The sequence below is a fragment of the Lysobacter sp. S4-A87 genome (assembly GCF_022637455.1).
Lineage (GTDB): Bacteria > Pseudomonadota > Gammaproteobacteria > Xanthomonadales > Xanthomonadaceae > Lysobacter_J.
In genome coordinates, this window is the sequence record NZ_CP093341.1 from 2,018,379 (window position 1) to 2,039,774 (window position 21,396).

A 21,396-nucleotide genomic window follows, 5' to 3' on the forward strand; every position below is an offset into this window, starting at 1 on the left:
GCCATTCAAGACCCAGGAGTACGAACATGTTGAAGATGACCCACCTGAGCAAGGTCTACCGCACCCACATGATCGAAACGCACGCGCTGCGCGGTTTCGACATCCACGTGCGCGAGGGCGAGTTCGTCGCCGTCACCGGGCCGTCCGGCTCGGGCAAGACCACCTTTCTCAACATCGCCGGACTGCTGGAGGAATTCAGCGACGGCGAGTACCTGCTCGACGGCGTCGCCGTGAAGGGCCTCAACGACAACGCCCGCTCGCGCCTGCGCAACGAGAAGATCGGTTTCATCTTCCAGGGCTTCAACCTGATCCCCGACCTGAACCTGTTCGACAACGTCGACGTTCCGCTGCGCTACCGCGGCATGAACGCGGCCGAGCGCAAGCAGCGCATCGAGCACGCGCTCGGCCGGGTCGGCCTGATGTCGCGCATGAAGCACTACCCGTCCGAACTCTCCGGCGGCCAGCAGCAGCGTGTCGCGATCGCGCGCGCCCTGGCCGGTTCGCCGCGCCTGCTGCTCGCCGACGAACCCACCGGCAACCTCGACTCGCTGATGGCGCGCGGCGTGATGGAGCTGCTCGAGGAGATCCACGCCCAGGGCACGACCATTGTCATGGTCACCCACGACCCGGAACTGGCCGCGCGCGCGCAGCGCAACGTCCACATCATCGACGGCCAGGTCACCGACCTGGACGATTCGCCGCGCCTGGGCGGCGAAGTCGCCGCGGCGACCGCTGCCGCGGCCGTGTCGGCCACCTGAGGACATCGCCATGATCGGCTACTACCTCCGTCTGGCACTCATCTCGCTCCGGCGAAACCGCATCCTCACCGCGCTGATGGTCGCCGCCATCGCGCTCGGCATCGGCATGTCGATGACCTCGATGACCGTGCTGCACATGATGTCGGCCAATCCGCTGTCGCATAAGGACGAGCAGATCCGTCGCGTCCAGGTCGACAACTGGGATGCCAACAATCCCTGGGACGACGACAACCCGGCCGAGCCGCCGGACCTGATGAGCTATCAGGACGTGCGCAACCTGGTCGCCGCGCACAAGGCCGAGCACGAGGCCGGCTTCTTCCCCAACGTGCTGTCGCTGGAACCGCCGCAGCGCGAGATCAAGCCGTACATGGTCGAGGCGCTGTTCACCACGCACGGCTTCTTCCCGATCTTCGAACCGCCGTTCAAGTACGGCGGCGGCTGGAGCCAGGCCGAGGATGACAATGCCGCGCGCGTGGCCGTCATCGACCAGGAAACCAACGAGAAGATCTTCGGCGGCGAGAACAGTGTCGGCCGCAAGGTCCGCCTCAGCGGCGAGGACTACACCGTGGTCGGCGTGCTCGAGAAATGGCACCCGACGCCGCTGGTCTATCACATCGCCGCCGGCGCCTTCAACGACCCGCAGGCGGTGTTCGTACCGATGAGCATCGGCATCGAGAAGGAGCTCGTCAGCGGCTCCAACAACAGCTGCTACGAGGACAGCTCCGACCCGGGCTACCAGGGACTGCTGGGCTCGGAGTGCATCTGGATGGACCTGTGGGTGCAGGTCAAGGACGACGCCGACGCGCAGCGCTACCTGAGCTTCCTCAACAATTACGTCGCCGAGCAGAAGAAGAACGGCCGCTTCCCGCGTCCGGTCAACAACAAGCTGCGCAGCGTGTCTGAATGGCTGGTGGCGCAGCGCGTGGTCAGCCGAGACGCACGCACGCAGGTGTGGCTGGCGTTCGCCTTCTTCGCTGTGTGCCTGATCAACACGGTCGGCCTGCTGCTGGCCAAGTTCATGGGCAAGGCGCCGGAGATCGGCCTGCGCCGCGCGGTTGGCGCCAGCAAGCCGGCGGTGTTCGCGCAGTACCTGACCGAATCGGGCCTGGTGGGCCTGGCCGGCGGCGTGATCGGCCTGGTCTTCACCGGCCTGGGCCTGCTCGCGCTGCGCAAGCTCTACGCCGGCACCTCGATCGAGAAGCTGGCGCAGCTGGACTGGACCATGGTCGGTCTGTCGCTGTTGATCGCGCTGGTCGCCAGCCTGATCGCAGGCCTGTACCCGACATGGCGAGCCTGCCAGGTGCAGCCCGCCACGCAATTGAAGACGCAGTAACGGAGCACACACATGGAATTCCGTCCAGTACTCAACGCGCTGATGCGCAACAAGACCGGCCTGCTGCTGATCGTGCTGCAGGTCGCCATCACCCTGGCGATCGTGTGCAACAGCGTCTTCATCATCCTGCAGCGCATCGAGAAGGTGAACCGTCCCAGCGGCATGCAGGAAGCCGGGCTGTTCACCGTCAACAGCCTCGGCTTCGCACCGGACTTCGACCTGCAGGGCAGCCTGCGCGAGGACCTCGATGCACTTCGCTCGATCCCGGGCGTGATCGACGCGACCACGATCAACTCGGTGCCGCTGTCGCAGGGCGGCTGGAGCGAGGGCATCTCCGACCAGCCCGACAGCGTGCCGCAGGAAAAGCGCATCCGTGAGGGTTCGGCTGTCTACATGGTCGACGAACACGGCCTCAACACACTCGGGGTAAAGCTCGTCGCCGGTCGCGACTTCAACGCCGGCGACATCAGTGCCCGCACCAAGGACGACAAGGGCACGCTGCACTCGGTGATCATCACCCAGGCGCTGGCCGACAAGATCTTCCCGGGCGGCTCGGCCGTCGGCAAGACGATCTACAGCAGCCTGCCCGGCAAGAACGGGCCGGTGACGGTGGTCGGCGTGGTCGAGCGCCTGCAGGCGCCGTGGGTGGGCTGGGACAAGGTCGAGCAGACCACCCTGGTGCCGCAGTACAGCCTCGGCGAGTTCGACGCCAACAGCGCCCGCTACCTGATCCGTGCCGAGCCCGACCGTCGCGACGAGGTCATGAAGGAAGCCGAACGCAAGCTCGGCGAGATCAACACCGGCCGCATCGTCCGCGGCCTGCGCTCGATCGAGGAAGTGCGCGGCGACAGCTACCGCCAGGACCGCGCGATGACGATGGTGCTGACCACGGTGATCTTCGCCCTGCTCGCCGTGACCGGCCTGGGCATCGTCGGCATGGTCAGCTTCTGGGTCACCCGGCGCATCAAGCAGATCGGCACGCGCCGCGCTTTGGGCGCCCGCCGCTTCGACATCCGCCGCTATTTCATGATCGAGAACCTGATCGTGGTCGGCATCGGTGTTGCGGTCGGCCTGGTGCTGACCTACGGCTTCAACATGTGGCTGATGAAGCACTACGAGCTGCCGCGCCTGGCCTGGTACTACGCGCCGATGGGCGCGCTGACCGTGCTGCTGCTGGGCCAGCTGGCCGTGTTCGGCCCGGCCACGCGCGCCACCCGGGTCTCGCCGGCCGTGGCCACGCGCACCGTCTAGGCCATGTTGCCGCTGTGCCGGACGGCGACCACCGTCCGGCACATTGCGGCCACGCGGCCCGCTGCTAGGCTAGGCCGATGCGCACCATCCTGGTCATCGACGACAACCATGCCGTGCACGTCGCGCTCGACGTGCTGTTCTCGCTCGCCGACCTGCGCGTACTGAGCGCGGAGTCACCGGACGAAGGCCTGGAGATGCTCGAGCGCGAGAACATCGACCTGGTCATCCAGGACATGAACTTCACCGCCGACACCACCTCCGGCGAGGAAGGCATCGCGCTGTTCCGCACCATCCGCGACCGCTTCCCGGATCTGCCGATCATCCTGCTGACCGCGTGGACGCGACTGGAATCTGCGGTCGCACTGGTCAAGGCCGGCGCCGCCGACTACCTCGGCAAGCCGTGGGACGACCACAAGCTGATGACCGCGGTGACCAACCTGCTCGAACTGGGCGAGGCCAACCGCGCACTGGCCGAGCGCCGCGCCGACGAGCGTCGCCGCCGCAAGGAACTCGAACGCGATTACGACCTGCGCGGCGTGGTCTTCGACGATCCCGCCAGCGAACGCCTGATCAGCCTGGCCTGCCATGTCGCCCGCGCCAATGTGCCGGTGCTGATCAGCGGCCCCAATGGCGCCGGCAAGGAGCGCATCGCCGAAATCATCCAGGCCAATTCCTCGGTGCGCAGCGGGCCGTTCGTGACGCTCAACTGCGGCGCGTTGCCGTCGGAGCTGATCGAGGCCGAGCTGTTCGGCGCCGAGGCCGGTGCCTACACCGGCGCCAACAAGTCGCGCGAGGGCAAGTTCGAAGCGGCCGATGGCGGCACGCTGCTGCTCGACGAGATCGGCAACCTGCCGCCGGCCGGGCAGATGAAACTGCTTCGCGTGCTGGAGACCGGCCGCTTCCAGCGCCTGGGCTCCAATCGCGAGCGCCAGGTCGATGTCCGCGTCATCGCCGCAACCAACGCCGACCTGCCGGCGATGATCCGTGCGGGAACCTTTCGCGAGGATCTCTACTACCGGCTCAACGTCATCGAGCTGCGCGTGCCGCCGCTGTCGGAGCGGCGTGGCGACATCCTGCCGCTGGCCGAACACTTCCTCGAAGGCCGGCGCCAGCTCGACGACAGCGCGCGCTCGGCGTTGTTGCGCCATGCCTGGCCGGGCAACGTGCGCGAGATGAAGAACGCGATCCAGCGCGCCCTGCTGCTCGGCCAGTCCGATCGCATCATGCCGGACGAACTCGGCCTGCCGGACTCGCCGCCGCAACCGCGGCCGCACGGCGATGACGAGATCAGTCGCGACGCCATCGAAACGGCCATGCGGCGCGCCGGCGGCGTGTTGAGCCAGGCCGCCGCCGAACTGGGACTCAGCCGTCAGGCGCTGTATCGGCGCCTGGAGAAGCTGGGCATTCCGCGCTGACGTCATGCGCCCGGCGTCGCACCGCTTTTCGTTGACCGGCAAGCTTGCCTTGCTGCTGTTCGCCTTCGCGCTGGTCGCGGTGGGCGCGACCTGGCTGTTCGACTACCTGCTCGACAACCTGGCGCTCGCCGTTTGCCTGTCGGCGCTGCTGTGCTCGGTGCTGGCGCCGTGGCTGTCGGCCCGCTACCTGGCACGGCAGCTGAGCCTGTTCCGCGCACTCTCCGGTTCGGTCGCCAGTTTCCGCGATGGCGACTTCAGCTTCAGCCTGGCACGCAACTCGAGCGACGAGCTCGACGACCTGGTCGCGGCGCACAACGAGCTGGGGAATGTCCTGCGCCAGGAACGGCAATCGCTGTTCCAGCGCGAGCTGCTGCTCGACACGGTGGTGCAGAACACGCCCACGGCGCTGGTGCTGACCGAACCGGGCGGTGCGATTGTCTACGGCAACCTGGCCGCGCGGCAGCTGTTCAATGACGGCCGCAAGATCGAGGGCGTGCGTTTCGCCCAGCTGGTCGAACGCACGCCGGCGCCGCTGCGCGAAGCCCTGGGGGAAGGTCGCGATCGCCTCTTCACCTTCGAGTACGCCGGCCAGGAAGAGACCTACCACCTTGCCCGCCGCGAGTTCCATCTCAATGGCCGCGTGCACACGCTGTTCCTGTTCAAGCGCCTGACGGCCGAGCTCAATCGCCAGGAAGTGGCGACCTGGAAGAAGGTCATTCGCGTGATCAGCCACGAGCTCAACAACTCGCTGGCGCCGATCACGTCACTGGCGCATTCCGGCGCCGAGCTGCTGCGACGCGAGGATCACAGCAAGCTGGGTCGCATCTTCGACACCATCGAAGAGCGCGCGCGCCACCTGCACGGTTTCCTGCGCGCGTATTCCAGCGTGGCCAAGCTGCCGGTGCCGGAGCTGGAGACGATCCAGTGGACGCCGTTCCTGATGCGCCTGCAGCAGCACTATGCGTTCGAGCTGGACGGCAAGCCGCCGGAAGCCACGGTGCGGTTCGACGCGGCGCAGATCGAGCAGGCGTTGATCAACGTGCTCAAGAACGCGCACGAATCCGGCTCGGCGCCCGAACAGGTGACGCTGGCCGTGCGCCAGATCGGCCGCATGGTGCGCATGGAAGTGGGCGACCGCGGCCCGGGCATGTCGGAAACGGTGCTGGCGAATGCGCTGGTGCCGTTCTACTCGACCAAGCGCACCGGCAGTGGCCTGGGGCTGGCGCTCGCGCGCGAGATCGCCGAAGCGCATGGCGGACGGATCGCGCTGGCCAATCGCGATGGCGGCGGGCTGACGGTGAGCCTGACGCTTCCGGTGGAGTGAACGGACGCCCTCATCCGCCCTCCGGGCACCTTCTCCCGCACGCGGGAGAAGGGACGCTTCTTGTGAACGTAGCCCGGGTAAGGCCAACGGCCGCACCCGGGGAGGCGCACGGCGCCCGGACGCGACCGTACCCCGGGTGCGCTTCGCTTACCCGGGCTACCTGCTCGATTAATGCTTGGGCTGCTTCTTCGGCCGCTGCCAGCCTTCTACCGTCATCTGCCGCGCACGCGCCACGGTCAGCTGACCGTCCGGCGCGTTCTTCGTGATGACCGACCCGGCGGCAATCGTCGCGTCCTTGCCGATCGTCACCGGCGCCACCAGCGAGGAGTTCGAGCCGATGAAGGCGCCGTCCTCGATGATCGTCGTCGACTTGTTCACGCCGTCGTAGTTGCAGGTGATCGTGCCGGCACCGACGTTGACGCCGCTGCCGATTACGGCATCGCCGATGTAGCTGAGGTGGTTGGCCTTGCTGGTCACACCGATGCGCGCGTTCTTGGTCTCGACGAAGTTGCCGATGTGCACACCGTCGGCAAGCACGGTGCCCGGACGCAGGCGCGAGTACGGCCCGATCTGCGCCGCGCCCTCCACGACCACGCCGTCGAGGTCGCAATGCGCGCGCACTTCGGTGCCCGGCCCCAGGCGCACGTCCTTGAGGCGGCAGAACGGGCCGATGCGCACGCCGTCGCCCAGCTCGACGCGGCCTTCGAGCACCACGTCGACATCGATCTCGACGTCACGTCCAACCACCACCTCGCCACGCTGGTCGAACCGGGCCGGGTCGATCAGGCGCGCGCCCTGCACGCACAGTGCACGCGCTGCGCGACGCTGGAACGCGCGCTCGAGCTGGGCCAGCTGCCACGGGTCGTTGGCGCCCTCGACTTCGAGCGGGTCCTGCACATGCACCATCTCGGCGGCATTGAACTCGGCCGCCGCCGACGCGAACACGTCGGTGAGGTAGTACTCGCCCTGGGCGTTGTCGTTGCGCAGGTGCTGCAGCCAACCACGCAGCGCCTCGCCGTCGGCGACGAGGATGCCGGTGTTGACGGTGCGGATCGCGCGCAGCTCGTCGTCGGCGTCCTTGTGCTCGACGATGCGACCGACGCGTCCCTGCGGGTCGCGCACGATGCGGCCGTAGCCGGTGGGATCATCGAGGTCGGCCACCAGCACCGCGATCCGGCCCGGTGCGGCCAGCAGGTGCTGCAGGGTGTCGTGGGCGATCAGCGGCACATCGCCGTACAGCACGAGCACGCGCGCGTCCTGCGGCACGGCGGGCATCGCCTGCTGCAGCGCATGGCCGGTGCCGAGGCGTTGTTCCTGTTCGGTCCAGTGCAGATCGGTCTGGTCGGCGAAGGCGGCACGTACCTGCTCGCCGCCGTGGCCGTACACGACATGGATGCCGTCGGCGCCCAGGCGCCGGGCGGTGTCGATGACATGGGCGAGCATCGGCCGTCCGGCGATCTTCTGCAGCACCTTGGCCGTGGCGGACTTCATCCGCTTGCCCTCGCCCGCGGCGAGGATGACTACGTGCAACTGGCTCATGCGGGATCCTGTTCGATGCTGCGCCGGCGCTGGCGCCCGGCCCAATCTTAGCAATCCCCCGTTGGTCCGGACGCGCAGGGGAAGTCGCAGGTTGCCGGACGCAGGAACATCTGCGCCCGGGGCGCCATCGTGTCTAGAATTGCGCCATGCGAAAACTCCTCCAGGACTCCACGCTCGTCCGCCAGGGCGGCAGCTACTTCGTCATCGGCGTGGGGCAGTTGCTGGTCGACTGGGCGATGTTCGTGGCGTTCAGTGCGCTGGGCATGGCCGTGGAGCCGGCAAACGTCTGCGGCCGCATCGCCGGGGCACTGCTCGGGTTCTGGCTCAATGGCCGCTTCACCTTCGCCGGCGCCGCAACGGCGGTCGGTCGCCGCCAGTTCGCGCGCTTCCTGATGATGTGGCTGGTGACCACTGCGCTGAGCACGTGGGGCGTGGCCCATGTCGAACACGCCGTCGGCCTGAAGTGGGCGTGGCTGGCGAAGCCGGTCATCGACCTGGGCTTGTCGGCAGTGCAGTTCGTGCTGTCGCGGCATTGGGTCTACAAGCGCTGACCGCGCAGCCGACGTTCGAGCCGCATGCCTTCTCCAACGAAAAACGCCGGCACATGGCCGGCGTTCTCGGGTCGTGCATCGATCCGCTGCGCGGACCTGCGTTCGACACTCAGTGCTTCATGTTCTTGCGCAGGCGCTCGAGCGCGCTGAGCTGGGCGATGCTCATGGCCAGCTGGCTCTGGGCTTCTTCCATGCTCATCTTCGGATCCTTCTTCGACAGGATCCGCTCGGCTTCTTCCTTGGCGGCGCGGACAGCGGCTTCGTCGATGTCCTGGGCGCGCACGGCGGTGTCGGCCAGCACGGTCACCACGGTCGGCTGCACCTCGAGGATGCCGCCGGAGATGGCGAAGTCCAGGTGCTCGCCGCCCGGCAGGGTCACCACGACCTTGCCCGGCTTGAGGCGGGTGATCAGCGGCGCATGCTTGGGTGCGATGCCCAGCTCGCCCATCTCACCGGTGGCAACCACCAGCTCGGCTTCGCCGTGGAAGATTTCCTGCTCGGCACTGACGATGTCGCAACGAATGGTGGATGCCATGGGAATCTCTTAATGCGTCTGGGTGAGGATGAGGGCGCTGCATGCCCTCACCCTGACCCTCTCCCGCAAGCGGGAGAGGGAATAAAGATCAGCCTGCGATCTTCTTGGCCTTCTCGACCGCTTCCTCGATGCCGCCGACCATGTAGAACGCCTGCTCCGGCAGGTGGTCGTACTCGCCTTCGACGATGCCCTTGAAGCCGCGGATCGTGTCCTTCAGCGCGACGTACTTGCCCGGCGAACCGGTGAAGACTTCGGCGACGTGGAACGGCTGGCTGAAGAAGCGCTCGATCTTGCGCGCACGCGACACGGCCTGCTTGTCTTCTTCCGACAGCTCGTCCATGCCCAGGATCGCGATGATGTCCTTGAGCTCCTTGTACTTCTGCAGGGTCGACTGGACCTTGCGCGCGACTTCGTAGTGCTCCAGGCCGATCACGTTCGGGTCGAGCTGGCGCGAGGTCGAGTCGAGCGGATCGACTGCCGGGTAGATACCCAGCGAGGCGATGTTTCGCGACAGCACGACGGTGGCGTCGAGGTGGGCGAAGGTGGTCGCCGGCGACGGGTCGGTCAGGTCGTCCGCGGGCACGTACACGGCCTGGATCGAGGTGATCGAACCGGTCTTGGTCGAGGTGATGCGCTCCTGCAGGACGCCCATTTCCTCGGCCAGCGTCGGCTGGTAACCCACGGCCGACGGCATGCGGCCCAGCAGTGCCGACACTTCGGTACCGGCCAGGGTGTAGCGGTAGATGTTGTCGACGAACAGCAGCACGTCGCGGCCCTTGCCCGAGGCGTCCTTCTCGTCGCGGAAGTACTCGGCCATGGTCAGGCCGGTCAGCGCGACGCGCAGGCGGTTGCCCGGCGGCTCGTTCATCTGGCCGTACACCATCGCAACCTTGTCGAGGACGTTGGAGTCCTTCATCTCGTGGTAGAAGTCGTTGCCCTCACGGGTACGCTCACCCACGCCGGCGAACACGGACAGACCCGAGTGCGCCTTGGCGATGTTGTTGATCAGTTCCATCATGTTGACGGTCTTGCCGACGCCGGCGCCGCCGAACAGGCCGACCTTGCCGCCCTTCGCGAACGGGCACATCAGGTCGATGACCTTGATGCCGGTTTCGAGCAGGTCGTTACCCGAGGACTGGTCCTCGTACGACGGGGCAGCGCGGTGGATTTCCCAGTGAGCCGAAGCGGCGACTTCGCCGGCTTCGTCGATCGGGCGACCGAGCACGTCCATGATGCGGCCCAGGGTGCCGGAGCCGACCGGCACCGAGATGCCCTTGCCGGTGTTGATGGCCACCAGGTTGCGCTTGAGGCCATCGGTCGAGCCGAGCGCGATGGTGCGCACGACGCCGTCGCCAAGCTGCTGCTGCACTTCGAGCGTGATCTCGGTGTTGTCGACCTTCAGCGCGTCGTACACCTTCGGCACGGACTCGCGCGGGAACTCGACGTCGACGACCGCGCCGATGATCTGAACGATCTTGCCCTGACTCATGGTGGTTTCCTCGTAACTTTAAAGCTGGTGTGCGGTCGCGACGATCGCGCCCACGGGATTGGGTGTTGCCTGCGCCGGCGCGGTCAGACCGCGGCGGCGCCGCTGACGATTTCCGAGATTTCCTGGGTGATCGCAGCCTGGCGGGCCTTGTTGTAGACCAGGTTGAGCGTGCCGATCAGCTTGGTGGCGTTGTCGGAGGCGGCCTTCATCGCGACCATGCGCGCGGCATGCTCGGAAGCGACGTTCTCCAGCACCGCCTGGTACACCAGCGACTCGACGTAGCGGGTCAGCACGTGCTCGAGCACGCTGGCCGCGTCGGGCTCGTAGATGTAGTCCCAGTCGTGGTGCGCGACCTTCGTGTCCGACTCGGGCAGCGGCAGCAGCTGGTCGAACGCCGCGCGCTGGGTCATCGTGTTGACGAAGTCGTTGTAGCAGATGAAGACGCGGTCGACGGCGCCGCTGCTGTAGCCGTCCAGCATGACCTTGATCACGCCGACCAGCTGCTCGAGCTTGGGCTGGTCGCCCAGGTGGGTGACCGAGCCGACCATGTTGACGTTGATGCGACGGAAAAACACCGAGGCCTTCTGGCCGATGGTGACCACGTCGATCTCGACGCCCTGCTCCTGCCACTTGCGGAACTCGCCCAGCAGCTTGCGGAACAGGTTGTTGTTGAGGCCGCCGGCCAGGCCACGGTCCGAGGACACGATGATGTAGCCGACGCGCTTCACTTCCTGGCGCTCGACCAGGTAGGGATGCTGGTAGTCGGAGTTGGCCTGGGCCAGGTGACCGATCACCTGCTTCATCACGCGCGCATACGGACGCGAGACCTTCATCCGGTCCTGCGCCTTGCGGATCTTGGATGCCGAGACCATTTCGAGCGCGCGCGTCACCTTGCGGGTGTTCTGCACGCTCTTGATCTTGGTTTTGATTTCGCGGCCGCCTGCCATGTATCGCTCGCTTTCGGTTCGTCATCGGGCGGGCCGGAGCCCGCCGTTGGCGCAGGGACGGGCTGGGCCCGTCCTTGCAACGCTTTACCAGGTGCCGGTCTGCTTGAACTCGGCGATACCCTGCTTGAAGGTCGCCTCGATCTCGTCGTTCCAGCTGCCGGTCGCGTTGATCTTGCTGACCAGCTCGCCCTGGGTGTTGACGAAGTGGGCGTGCAGGCCCTCTTCGAACGCCAGCAGCTTGGCGACCGGCACGTCGTTGAGGTAACCCTCGTTGACGGCGTAGATCGACAGCGCCTGCAGCGCGATCGACATCGGCGCGTACTGCTTCTGCTTCATCAGCTCGGTGACGCGCTGGCCGTGCTCGAGCTGCTTGCGGGTGGCTTCGTCCAGGTCGGAGGCGAACTGCGCGAACGCAGCCAGCTCACGGTACTGGGCAAGCGCGATTCGGATACCGCCCGACAGCTTCTTGATGATCTTGGTCTGGGCCGCACCACCGACGCGCGACACCGAGATGCCGGCGTTCACGGCCGGGCGGATGCCGGCGTTGAAAAGGTCGGTCTCGAGGAAGATCTGGCCGTCGGTGATCGAGATCACGTTGGTCGGGACGAACGCCGAAACGTCGCCGGCCTGGGTCTCGATGATCGGCAGCGCGGTCAGCGAGCCGGTCTTGCCGGTGACCTTGCCACCGGTGAACTTCTCGACGTACTCCTCGGACACGCGGGCTGCGCGCTCGAGCAGGCGGCTGTGCAGGTAGAACACGTCGCCCGGGTAGGCTTCGCGGCCCGGCGGGCGCTTGAGCAGCAGCGAGATCTGGCGGTAGGCCACGGCCTGCTTGGACAGGTCGTCGTACACGATCAGGGCGTCTTCGCCGCGGTCGAGGAAGTACTCGCCCATGGTGCAGCCGGAGTAGGCGCTGATGTACTGCATCGCGGCCGACTCGGAAGCGGTGGCGGCAACGACGATCGTGTGTGCCAGGGCGCCGTTCTCTTCGAGCTTGCGCACGACGTTGGCGACGGACGAGGCCTTCTGGCCGATCGCCACGTACACGCACTTAATGCCGGTGCCCTTCTGGTTGATGATCGCGTCGATCGCCAGGGCGGTCTTGCCGGTCTGGCGGTCGCCGATGATCAGCTCGCGCTGGCCACGACCGATCGGGATCATCGAGTCGACGGTCTTGTAACCGGTCTGGACCGGCTGGTCGACCGACTTGCGCCAGATCACGCCCGGGGCGACGCGCTCCACCGGAGCGGTCAGCGTGGCGGTGATCGGGCCCTTGCCGTCGATCGGCTCGCCCAGCGCGTTGACGACGCGGCCGAGCAGTTCCGGACCGACCGGCACTTCGAGGATGCGGCCGGTGGTCTTGGCCACGTCGCCCTCGCGCAGGTGCTCGTAGTCACCCAGGACCACGGCGCCGACCGAGTCGCGCTCCAGGTTCAGCGCGAGTGCGTAGGTCTCGGCGCCCTGATCAGAAGCGGGCAGCTCGATCATTTCGCCCTGCATCACGTCGGCCAGACCGTAGATGCGCACGATGCCGTCGGCCACCGAAGTGACGGTGCCTTCGTTGCGCGCTTCGGCGGTCAGCTTGACCTTCTCGATGCGGGTCTTGATCAGTTCACTGATTTCGGACGGGTTGAGCTGGGTGGTAGCCATGGGTGTGAGTCCCTTGATCCGGCGCTAACCGGAATTTGCAGATGAATTCGTTATTGCGCGAGCGTGGACTGCAGGCGCGCGAGCTTGCCCTTGAGCGAGCCGTCGATGACCACTTCGCCGGCGTCGATCACGGCGCCGCCGATCAGCGATGCATCGACCGCGGTCTCGATCTCGACGTCGCGGCCGAAGCGCTTGACCAGCGCGGCCTTGATGGCGTCGAGCTCGGCGGCCGGCAGTTCGCTGGCAGCAGTGACCTTGGCCTTGACCACGCGCTCGGCATCGGCACGCAGTTCCTCGAACAGGCCGGTGATCTCCGCCAGCAGGGCGAGGCGGCGGTTGTCGGCGAGCAGGCCGAGGAAGCGGGTGAAGGCTTCTTCGGCACCGTCCATCGCCAACAGGCCGACGGCGTCGACCGGGTTGAGCAGCGGGTGGCCGAGCAGCGCCTGCGCCTGCGGATCGGCTGCCACGCGGGCGGCAAACGCGAGCGCCTGCGACCATGCGGCGGTGCGACCGCTTTCGCGCGACAGCGCGAAGGCGGCACGGGCGTACGGACGGGCGAGGGTCAGTGCCTGGGTCATCGCTCAGCTCAGATTTCTGCGGCCAGCTCGTCGAGCAGCGCCTTGTGGGCGTTGGCATCGATTTCGCGCTTGAGCAGCTTCTCGGCACCGGTCACGGCCAGCGTGGAGACCTGCTTGCGCAGCTCCTCACGGGCGCGATTGGCGCTGGCTGCGATCTCGGCGTCGGCCACTGCCTTCTGGCGGGTGGCTTCTGCGATCGCGTCGTTCTTGGCCTGGTCGATGATCTGATTGGCGCGCTGGTGCGCCTGCTCGATGATCTCATTGGCCTTGGTACGGGCGGTGCGCAGCTCGGCGTCGACGCTCTGCTGTGCCTGCGCGAGGTTCTTCTGGCTCTGCTCTGCAGCGGCCAGACCCTCGGCAATCTTGTGTTGACGTTCTTCGATCGCCTTGTTGAGGGGCGGCCAAATGAACTTCATCGTGAACCAGATGAGGATCGCGAACGTGATCATCTGGCCGAAGAAGGTCATGTTGAGATTCATGACAGCTCCGATAGGACGCTGCGGGCGGTGATGCCCGGGAGAGCCGTCCGCATTGCGGACGGCTCCGGTGGATCAAGATGGATCAAACTGCTTGGCAAGCTGCCGCGATCAGGCGCCAGCGGCGGTCTGCAGGGCGCCCAGCAGCGGGTTGCCGAAAGCGAACAGCAGGCCGACGGCGAGCGCGATGATGAACGCCGCGTCGATCAGGCCGGCCAGCAGGAACATACGGCCCTGCAGCATCGGCACCAGCTCCGGCTGACGGGCAGCCGACTCAAGGAACTTCGAGCCCATCAGCGCGATGCCGAGGCAAGCGCCGATAGCGCCGAGGCCGACCATCATGCCGATCGCGATAGCGGTCAGGCCCTGCACACTGGCGATGAATTCCATGGTTTTCTCCTACTGAAACGTTTTGGTTGGACTAACGGATAGATAAAGCGCGGAAGGGTGAAGCGAAAACGAAAAGCGGACTCAGTGACTCTCGTACGCGCCGGCGATGTAGACGACGGTGAGGATCATGAAGATGAAGGCCTGCAGCAGCACGATCAGGATGTGGAACAGCGCCCATGCGGCGTTGAACAGCACGCCCGGCACGAACATCAGCAAGCTGCCGCCGAGCAGGCCGGCGATGAGCATGAACACCAGCTCGCCGCCGTACATGTTGCCGAACAGTCGCATGGCCAGGCTGACCGGCTTGACCAGGTACTCGATGACGTTGAGGCCGAGGTTGGCCGGTGCCAGCGCGATCTTGGTGCCGGTGCCGTGCGCGTGGAACGGCGCGGTCAGCAGCTCCTTGCCGAAGCCGAAGCCGCCCTTGGCCTTCACCGAATGCCACAGGATCAGGAAGAACACGACGACCGACATGGCCAGCGTGGTGTTGAGGTCCGCGGTCGGGACCCAGCGGAAATAGGTGTGGTGCGCGGCTTCGGCGCCGGCAGCGAGCTTGATCGCGGTGTACGGCGCATCCAGCGGCAGCAGGTCCATGCCGTTCATCATCACGACCCACATGAAGATGGTCAGCGCCAGCGGGGTCAGCGAACGGCGGTCGCCGTGGAAGCTGTCCTTCACCTGGCCATCGATGAACTCCAGGATCAGCTCGACAAAGGCCTGGCCCTTGCTCGGCACGCCGGACGTGGCCTTGCGAGCGAAGAAGCCGAACCAGGCGATGAAGATCAAGCCCAGCACCAACGACACCGCCCAGGTGTCGATATGGAACGCACCGCCAAACAACTCGACCGAGTTCTGCTGGAGGTGGTGCTGGATGTATTCGTTCAGGCCGCCCGAACCGGTCTGTTCACTCACGAAAGACACCTATCGTCTAAAAAGGTTGGCCAGGACGAATGCAAGCGTTCCCGCAAGCACTCCCACCAGCATTGGCAACGGCGGCAGCTTGAACCCGGCGAGGCCGAGCGTTAAAACTGCAAACACCACCACCCACTTCAACATCACCCCGGCCAGTAGCCGCCCTACCGCCGTCCCGGCCGGCTGGATACCACCTCCGAGGGCCATCAGGGCCGCTACGACACTGCCCGCGACGATCGCGCCACCGCCGACCGCCGCCGCCAGCGCCGAGGGCGCCCCGAGGGGGAGGAAGGCCAGCGCGACCAGCGCTGCCGCGCCGGCCTGCCAGGCAGTCGCGCGCGACGCCAGCCGGCGACCTGCGGACAATGGATCGTGCACGCGGGACTCGTCGGTCTGGGGCAGGCGCAAAGCGCCCGGTAGAGCCGCAAAAGTATAGAGGTCGCCGGCGTTTCCGGCAACCGCCGCCAGTCCCGTTTGCGAGGGTGCAGGGCCCGGACAGGGCGCTGCGGAGGGCGTCTGGCGGCTTCACGGCGGCCAGCGTGCCGCCGACCGCCCGCACGCTCAATTACCTGGAAGGTAAGGCCGCCGGGGCCTGCAGGAGATGATAGCGCTACCCTATCGAAGCGACTGCAACTTTGAATTTGACTCCGCGCCGCCAGCATGCAGAATCGATAATCATTCTCATTTGGAGCGCGTCATGACCAAGACCCTCAGCTTCGCCGCGGTCCACTTCACCGTCGCGTTCATGGTTGGCTATCTGATGACCGGAAGCGTCTGGGTCGGCGGCGCGCTCGCCCTGGTCGAGCCGGCCTGCAACACCGTCGCTTTCCATTTCCACGAGAAGATCTGGAAACGCATCGAACAGCGCCGGAGCGGTGATCGGCAAGACGGCCCCACGGCGATGACGGCCTGAGCCGCAGTCAGGCAACCAGGCGGCTCAAACGGCACATTGGCGACGGAACCTTTCCTGATTCCACCGGTCCCACCTAGAGATCGCCCGCCCAGTCTCTACTCCTCGTCAAAGCAAGCTACGGCGGGCCCTCCGAAGCCCCGGTCTCCCTACCGGGGCTTCGCCTTTTCCAAGGCGCACGCGTAGCCCGGGCAAGCGAGGCGCACCCGGGAATCGTTGCGTCGAACCCCGGGTGCGCTTCGCTTACCCGGGCTACGGCTTATTTCTTCTTGGGGATGTACAGGTCGGTGATCGTGCCTTCGTACACTTCCGCCGCCATGCCGACCGATTCGCTCAAGGTCGGATGCGGGTGGATCGTGTGGCCGATGTCGGACGCTTCGGCGCCCATCTCGATCGCCAGTGCCACTTCGGTGATCAGGTCGCCGGCATGCACGCCGACGATTCCGCCACCGATGACGCGATGGGTCTTCTCGTCGAAGATCAGCTTGGTGAAGCCTTCGCTGCGGCCGATGCCCACCGCGCGCGCCGAAGCCGCCCACGGGAACTTGCCGACGCCAATGCTCAGGCCCTTTGCCTTCGCCTCGGTCTCGGTCACGCCAACCCAGGCGATTTCCGGATCGGTGTAGGCCACCGACGGAATCACCCGCGCCACCCACTCGCGCTTCTCGCCGGCGGCCACTTCGGCTGCCAGCTTGCCTTCGTGCGTGGCCTTGTGCGCCAGCATCGGCTGGCCGACGAGGTCGCCGATGGCGAAGATGTGCGGGACGTTGGTGCGCATCTGCCGGTCGACCGGTATGAAACCGCGGTCAGTGACCTGCACGCCGGCCTTGTCGGCGTCGATCTTGCCGCCATTGGGCGAACGACCCACCGCCACGAGCACGCGGTCGAAGGTCATCGGCGCCGGTGCGGCGTCGCCTTCGAACGACACGGTGATGCCCTGCTTGGACGCTTCGACGGTGGTTGCCTTGGCCTTGAGGTGGATGGCCACGCCCTGCTTCTTCAGGCGATCGGCCAGCGGCCTGACCAGGTCCTTGTCGGTGCCCGGCATCAGCTGGTCCATGAACTCGACCACGGTCACTTCGCTGCCGAGCGCCTTGTACACCGTGGCCATTTCCAGGCCGATGATGCCGCCGCCAACCACCAGCAACTTCTTCGGCACGTCGACCAGGTCCAGCGCGTCGGTGGAGTCCATCACGCGCGGATCGTCCCACGGGAAGTTCGGCAGCTTCACCGCCTGCGAACCGGCGGCGATGATGCACTGCTCGAAGCGCAACAGCTGGGTCTTGCCGTCGTCGCTCGTGATTTCCAGTTCGTTGGGCGAGACGAACCTGCCCACGCCCTGCACCGTGCGCACCTTGCGCTGCTTGGCCATGCCGGCCAGGCCCTTGGTGAACTGCGAGACGACCTTGTTCTGCTTGAAGTCGCGCAGCTTGTCGATGTCGATCTTCGGCTTGCCGAAGTCGATGCCGATATCGGACGAATGCGCGGCTTCCTCGATCAGCGCGGCAGCATGCAGCAGCGCCTTCGACGGGATGCAGCCGACATTGAGGCAAACGCCGCCGAGCGAGGCGTAGCGCTCGATCAGCACCGTGTCGAGGCCGAGATCTGCGGCGCGGAACGCGGCGGTGTAGCCACCCGGGCCGGAGCCGAGCACGACCATGCGGCATTCGATGTCGGCCTTGCGGCCGCTGGCGGATGCTGCCTTGGGTGCGGGCGCACGGCCCGCAGGCGCGGGCGCAGCTCCGGCGGCCGCAGCGGGCGCCGGGGCTGCCGCCGGTGCAGGCGCTGCGGCGGGTGCCTTTTCTCCGGTCGCGCCGGCGCTTTCGAGGATCGCGATCACCGCACCCTCTGCCACCTTGTCGCCGACCTTGACCTTGAGTTCCTTGAGCACGCCGTCGGCCGACGACGGCACTTCCATCGTCGCCTTGTCCGATTCCAGCGTGACCAGGCCCTGGTCCTTCTTGACGGTATCGCCTACGGCAACCAGCAATTCGATCACCGGCACGCCGTCGTAATCGCCGATGTCCGGCACCTTGACTTCAATGGTCGCCATGCATGTCTCCTGCGCTCAACCGGTGGCGCCGGCGAGCGATTGTTCCAGTTCGTCAAGCTTCTCTTCGAGCTTGCGCCAGCGCTTGATGCGCTTTTCGTCGCTGTCGTCGGTGGCCTCGATCAGCAGGCCGACCTGTTCCATGAGCTGGCTGGCCGGCCCGCAGCCGGGCTGCAGGCCGCTGACGCGCAGATCGTTGACGACGAACAGCAGCACTTCGTTGTCATGGAACTGCGCGGTGCGGTCCGCCGGCACCTGCGTGCTCAACGCACGCTGCCAGTCGGCGACCACGCGTCGCGCCAGCGCGGCCGGCATCGGCACCTGCTGCACGTCGGGCTGCTGGCCCACGCGCAGTTCGCGCTTGCCGTCACTCCAGACCTGCACGCGTTCGTCGGCCTGGCTGTAGCGCAGGGTCCAGTCGCCATCGCCTTCGGCCGCGAACAGCTGCACGGCGCTTTCGACGCTGCGCGCCGGCAGCCGGGTCATGCTCAGCGCCGGCTTGGCGCCGGCCGCGAACAGGCCTTCGACCGCGGAACCGTAGTTCTCGGTCGCCGGCGGCCAGCCGCGGCCGAGGTCGAGGTTGCACACGTCGTCGGCGTGCGCGCTTGCCGCTGCCTGCACGGCCAGCAGGCTCGCCATCAGGTACAGCGCGCGCAGGCTCACAGGAGCACGCGCCGCATGTCGGCCAGCAGCTGCGCCAGGTGGGCGGCGAAGCGTGCGGCCAGGGCACCGTCGATGACGCGGTGGTCGTAGCTCAGCGACAGCGGCAGGATCAGGCGCGGCGCGAACTGCTTGCCATCCCAGACCGGCCGGATCGCCGACTTCGACACGCCGAGGATGGCCACTTCCGGCGCGTTGACGATCGGCGTGAACTTCGTGCCGCCGATGCCGCCCAGCGAGCTGATCGAGAAGCAGCCGCCGCTCATGTCGGCCGGGCCGAGCTTGCCGTCGCGGGCCTTCTTGGCCAGCTCGGAGGTTTCCTGGGCGATCTGGATCACGCCCTTCTTGTCGACATCGCGCACGACCGGAACGACCAGGCCGTTGGGCGTGTCGGCGGCGAAGCCGATGTGGAAGTACTTCTTCATCACCAGGTTCTCGCCGGTCGCGTCGAGCGAGGCGTTGAAGGCCGGGTACTTCTGCATGGCCGCGACCGAGGCCTTCATCAGGAAGGCGAGCATGGTCAGCTTGATGCCGCTCTTCTCGTTTTCCTTGTTGAGCGCGACACGCAGCTCTTCCAGGTCGGTGATGTCGGCGTCGTCGTGCTGGGTGACGTGCGGGATCATCGCCCAGTTGCGCGCCAGGTTCGCGCCCGACAGCTTCTGGATGCGCGACAGCGGCTTGGTTTCGGTCTCGCCGAACTTGCTGAAGTCGATCTTCGGCCACGGCAGCAGGTTGAGTCCGCCACCCAGTGCGACCGGTGCGCCGGCAGCTGCCGGTGCCGCGCCGCCCTGCATCACGCCCTTGACGAACTTCGCCACGTCGTCCTTGCTGATGCGACCGCCGCGCTCGCTGCCGGCGACGTGCGCCAGGTCGACGCCCAGCTCGCGTGCGTACAGGCGCACCGCCGGGCTGGCATAGGGGACCTTGTCGGGCATCAGCTCATCCGCGCCAAAGGTCACCGGCGGGGACACCGGGTTTGACAGCGCCGGCGGCATGGCCTCCGGATCGGTGCCCGGGCGCTGCGCATCGATCGACGCCTGGGCGATGCGGTCGGCCTGCGCCGCCACGACCACCGGTTCGACCCTGGTGCCGGTCTCGGCGGCCTTGACCTGCTGCGACGGCGCGGCCGGTTCGGCGCGCGGCGGCGGCGAAGGCTTGGCCGGTTCCGCAGCCGGAGCCGGTGCAGCCGCGCCTGCCTCGGCCGGCTCGATCAGCGCCACGACACTGCCCTCGGACAGTTCGTCGCCGATCTTGACCTTGATCTCGCGCACGACACCGGCAAAGGGCGCTGGCACCTCCAGCGTCGCCTTGTCGGACTCCAGCGTGACCAGTCCCTGGTCCACTTTCACTGTGTCGCCGACGGCAACCAGCAGTTCGATCACGGGCACGCCATCGTAGTCCCCGATGTCGGGAACGCGCGCTTCTTTGAGGTCAGCCATGTGTGGGGGTCCGGCAGTACGCGAAAACCCTATTGTGCGGCCTGCCGGCGACCGCGCCAACCGCAGGCGACATACGTCACGGTATCGCCCGCAAGGCCGACAGGTCAGCGTGCCTGGGCCTGCGCCGCCTCCGCCGCGGCGTCCCTGGCGGGGTTGGCACCATCCTTGTCGGTTGGCCTGTCCTGGCGTGCTTCCAGCATGTTGAGCGGCTGGCCGTTGGCCAGGCGGAACTCCAGCGAGTCGTCGATCCGGTCCAGCTCGACCATGCGCCGGCACAGGCCGTCGGCACGCTGTTCCAATGCCTTGGCCCGGGGTTCGACCCGCGCTTCGATCTGGGCGTCGAGGTTCTCCAGGCGCCTGAGGCGGCTGGCGTCGCCGCTGAAGGCGGCGCCGATCGCCCCGCTGACGATGTCGCCGATCATGCTCGGGATCACCTCGGCCACGGCGTCGCCGATGCCCTGGCCGAGGTCGCGACCATTGAAGCGCGTGGGCGTGACCGACCGCGCCAGGCGCGTGTCGATCCTGGCCCGTGCCTGCGCGATCCTGGCCTGCGCCGCCTTGGGATCGCTGCTGAAACCGGCGGCGACTTCGCCCAGCACGGTGAAGGCGATGTCGGCCGCTTCGCGCCCGATGGCCTGCGCTTCCGGCATCGCCGCCCGCGCGCCCTTCTCGAAATCGGCGATGCGCTGCGTGTCGGCGCTGCTCAGAGTCACCCAGCGGTCATCCACGAACAGCTTGCCCTGGCGCATCACGATCGCCTTTGGCACGCCGTCGTCGCGGGTGAGGATGACGCTGCGGTCGTCGATGGTCAGGTCGTAGTCACTGTCCATGTTGCATGACAGGTCCACGTCGGTTTCGGCGGCGTGTGCACACGCGACCGGCAATGACAGGGCTATGAGCACGCTGTGCAAGGACACACTGCGCATGACGACCCCCGTGGCTGCTGGAGCCCCCATCTTGCAGCTTCCGCAGCCCGATGTCCCCTGTCGCGCGTTGCCACCTGTTGCGGATTCGTTCGATGCCCACGCGCCACATCGGTCCGCCGTCACCGCGAGTTCATGCGCGTCATGTTTACGCGCGCACGTCAGTGAACACGGGCTTCGCGCGAAAGTTCCGCGCTGCGCGAACGCAGGGGCAAGAACGGTTCATGCATCGGTGATTAGGGTGGGCGCGCCTTCCCCCAAGGCAG

General features: G+C 66.8%; 21 protein-coding genes. 7 read left to right on the forward strand and 14 right to left on the reverse strand.

The genetic code is table 11. The annotated features are described in order from the left end of the window. The first annotated feature begins 26 nt into the window (after positions 1-26). From MNR01_RS09055 to MNR01_RS09075, 5 genes are all read left to right on the forward strand, one after another. On the forward strand, positions 27-758 hold the full coding sequence (locus tag MNR01_RS09055) for an ABC transporter ATP-binding protein (protein WP_241917502.1): 732 nt from the start codon (positions 27-29) through the stop codon (positions 756-758). Between the two features lie 10 nt (positions 759-768). Then, positions 769-2,091, forward strand: a complete 1,323-nt coding sequence (locus tag MNR01_RS09060; RefSeq protein WP_241917503.1) for an ABC transporter permease — start codon at positions 769-771, stop codon at positions 2,089-2,091. 12 nt (positions 2,092-2,103) lie between these two features. Further along, complete coding sequence (locus MNR01_RS09065) at positions 2,104-3,342, forward strand: FtsX-like permease family protein (protein ID WP_241917504.1); 1,239 nt, start codon at positions 2,104-2,106, stop codon at positions 3,340-3,342. A gap of 77 nt (positions 3,343-3,419) precedes the next feature. Next, entirely contained in the window at positions 3,420-4,757 is a 1,338-nt protein-coding gene (locus MNR01_RS09070; protein ID WP_241917505.1) for a sigma-54 dependent transcriptional regulator, read from the forward strand. Between the two features lie 4 nt (positions 4,758-4,761). Next, on the forward strand, positions 4,762-6,081 hold the full coding sequence (locus tag MNR01_RS09075; protein WP_241917506.1) for an ATP-binding protein: 1,320 nt from the start codon (positions 4,762-4,764) through the stop codon (positions 6,079-6,081). A gap of 168 nt (positions 6,082-6,249) precedes the next feature. Here MNR01_RS09075 and glmU read toward each other — a convergent pair whose 3' ends face one another. Then, entirely contained in the window at positions 6,250-7,620 is a 1,371-nt protein-coding gene (glmU, locus tag MNR01_RS09080; protein ID WP_241917507.1) for a bifunctional UDP-N-acetylglucosamine diphosphorylase/glucosamine-1-phosphate N-acetyltransferase GlmU, read from the reverse strand. Between the two features lie 146 nt (positions 7,621-7,766). On the opposite strand from glmU, the gene MNR01_RS09085 reads away from it, so the two are divergent. Next, positions 7,767-8,171: a GtrA family protein gene (locus MNR01_RS09085; protein WP_241917508.1), complete on the forward strand. Its 405-nt coding sequence runs from the start codon at positions 7,767-7,769 to the stop codon at positions 8,169-8,171. A gap of 109 nt (positions 8,172-8,280) precedes the next feature. Here MNR01_RS09085 and MNR01_RS09090 read toward each other — a convergent pair whose 3' ends face one another. From MNR01_RS09090 to MNR01_RS09130, 9 genes are all read right to left on the reverse strand, one after another. Continuing rightward, entirely contained in the window at positions 8,281-8,706 is a 426-nt protein-coding gene (locus tag MNR01_RS09090; protein WP_158732385.1) for a F0F1 ATP synthase subunit epsilon, read from the reverse strand. A gap of 88 nt (positions 8,707-8,794) precedes the next feature. Beyond that, positions 8,795-10,195, reverse strand: a complete 1,401-nt coding sequence (gene atpD, locus MNR01_RS09095) for a F0F1 ATP synthase subunit beta (protein WP_241917509.1) — start codon at positions 10,193-10,195, stop codon at positions 8,795-8,797. 83 nt (positions 10,196-10,278) lie between these two features. Beyond that, positions 10,279-11,142 carry a F0F1 ATP synthase subunit gamma gene (gene atpG, locus MNR01_RS09100; RefSeq protein WP_241917510.1) on the reverse strand — a complete coding sequence of 288 codons (864 nt, stop codon included), beginning with the start codon at positions 11,140-11,142 and terminating at the stop codon, positions 10,279-10,281. An 84-nt stretch (positions 11,143-11,226) separates the two neighbouring features. Further along, positions 11,227-12,792, reverse strand: a complete 1,566-nt coding sequence (atpA, locus tag MNR01_RS09105) for a F0F1 ATP synthase subunit alpha (protein ID WP_241917511.1) — start codon at positions 12,790-12,792, stop codon at positions 11,227-11,229. Positions 12,793-12,842: 50 nt separating this feature from the next. Next, entirely contained in the window at positions 12,843-13,370 is a 528-nt protein-coding gene (locus MNR01_RS09110; protein WP_241917512.1) for a F0F1 ATP synthase subunit delta, read from the reverse strand. Between the two features lie 8 nt (positions 13,371-13,378). Then, positions 13,379-13,849, reverse strand: coding sequence for a F0F1 ATP synthase subunit B (locus tag MNR01_RS09115; protein WP_241917513.1), 471 nt, complete (start codon positions 13,847-13,849; stop codon positions 13,379-13,381). 108 nt (positions 13,850-13,957) lie between these two features. Then, positions 13,958-14,236 carry a F0F1 ATP synthase subunit C gene (atpE, locus tag MNR01_RS09120; RefSeq protein WP_115841924.1) on the reverse strand — a complete coding sequence of 93 codons (279 nt, stop codon included), beginning with the start codon at positions 14,234-14,236 and terminating at the stop codon, positions 13,958-13,960. A gap of 81 nt (positions 14,237-14,317) precedes the next feature. Next, the gene (gene atpB, locus MNR01_RS09125) at positions 14,318-15,148 is read right to left on the reverse strand and encodes a F0F1 ATP synthase subunit A (protein ID WP_241917514.1); all 831 of its coding nucleotides are present in this window, start codon (positions 15,146-15,148) and stop codon (positions 14,318-14,320) included. Positions 15,149-15,157: 9 nt separating this feature from the next. Further along, positions 15,158-15,526, reverse strand: coding sequence for a hypothetical protein (locus MNR01_RS09130; RefSeq protein WP_241917515.1), 369 nt, complete (start codon positions 15,524-15,526; stop codon positions 15,158-15,160). A gap of 319 nt (positions 15,527-15,845) precedes the next feature. Here MNR01_RS09130 and MNR01_RS09135 point away from each other — a divergent pair, with 319 nt between their 5' ends. After that, positions 15,846-16,061: a DUF2061 domain-containing protein gene (locus MNR01_RS09135; RefSeq protein WP_241917516.1), complete on the forward strand. Its 216-nt coding sequence runs from the start codon at positions 15,846-15,848 to the stop codon at positions 16,059-16,061. A 256-nt stretch (positions 16,062-16,317) separates the two neighbouring features. Here the strand turns inward: MNR01_RS09135 and lpdA are convergent, their stop codons facing one another. The 4 genes from lpdA to MNR01_RS09155 all read right to left on the reverse strand — a co-directional run bounded on the left by lpdA (position 16,318) and on the right by MNR01_RS09155 (position 21,133). Beyond that, entirely contained in the window at positions 16,318-18,111 is a 1,794-nt protein-coding gene (gene lpdA / locus MNR01_RS09140; protein ID WP_241917517.1) for a dihydrolipoyl dehydrogenase, read from the reverse strand. 15 nt (positions 18,112-18,126) lie between these two features. Continuing rightward, positions 18,127-18,771 (reverse strand): hypothetical protein, encoded by a 645-nt coding sequence (locus MNR01_RS09145; protein ID WP_241917518.1) that lies wholly within the window; start codon positions 18,769-18,771, stop codon positions 18,127-18,129. Further along, positions 18,768-20,207 (reverse strand): dihydrolipoyllysine-residue acetyltransferase, encoded by a 1,440-nt coding sequence (locus MNR01_RS09150; protein WP_241917519.1) that lies wholly within the window; start codon positions 20,205-20,207, stop codon positions 18,768-18,770. Before MNR01_RS09150 ends, MNR01_RS09145 begins: the two co-directional genes overlap by 4 nt. Positions 20,208-20,311: 104 nt before the next feature. Then, positions 20,312-21,133 (reverse strand): DUF2884 family protein, encoded by an 822-nt coding sequence (locus tag MNR01_RS09155; RefSeq protein WP_241917520.1) that lies wholly within the window; start codon positions 21,131-21,133, stop codon positions 20,312-20,314. Positions 21,134-21,396: the final 263 nt, after the last annotated feature.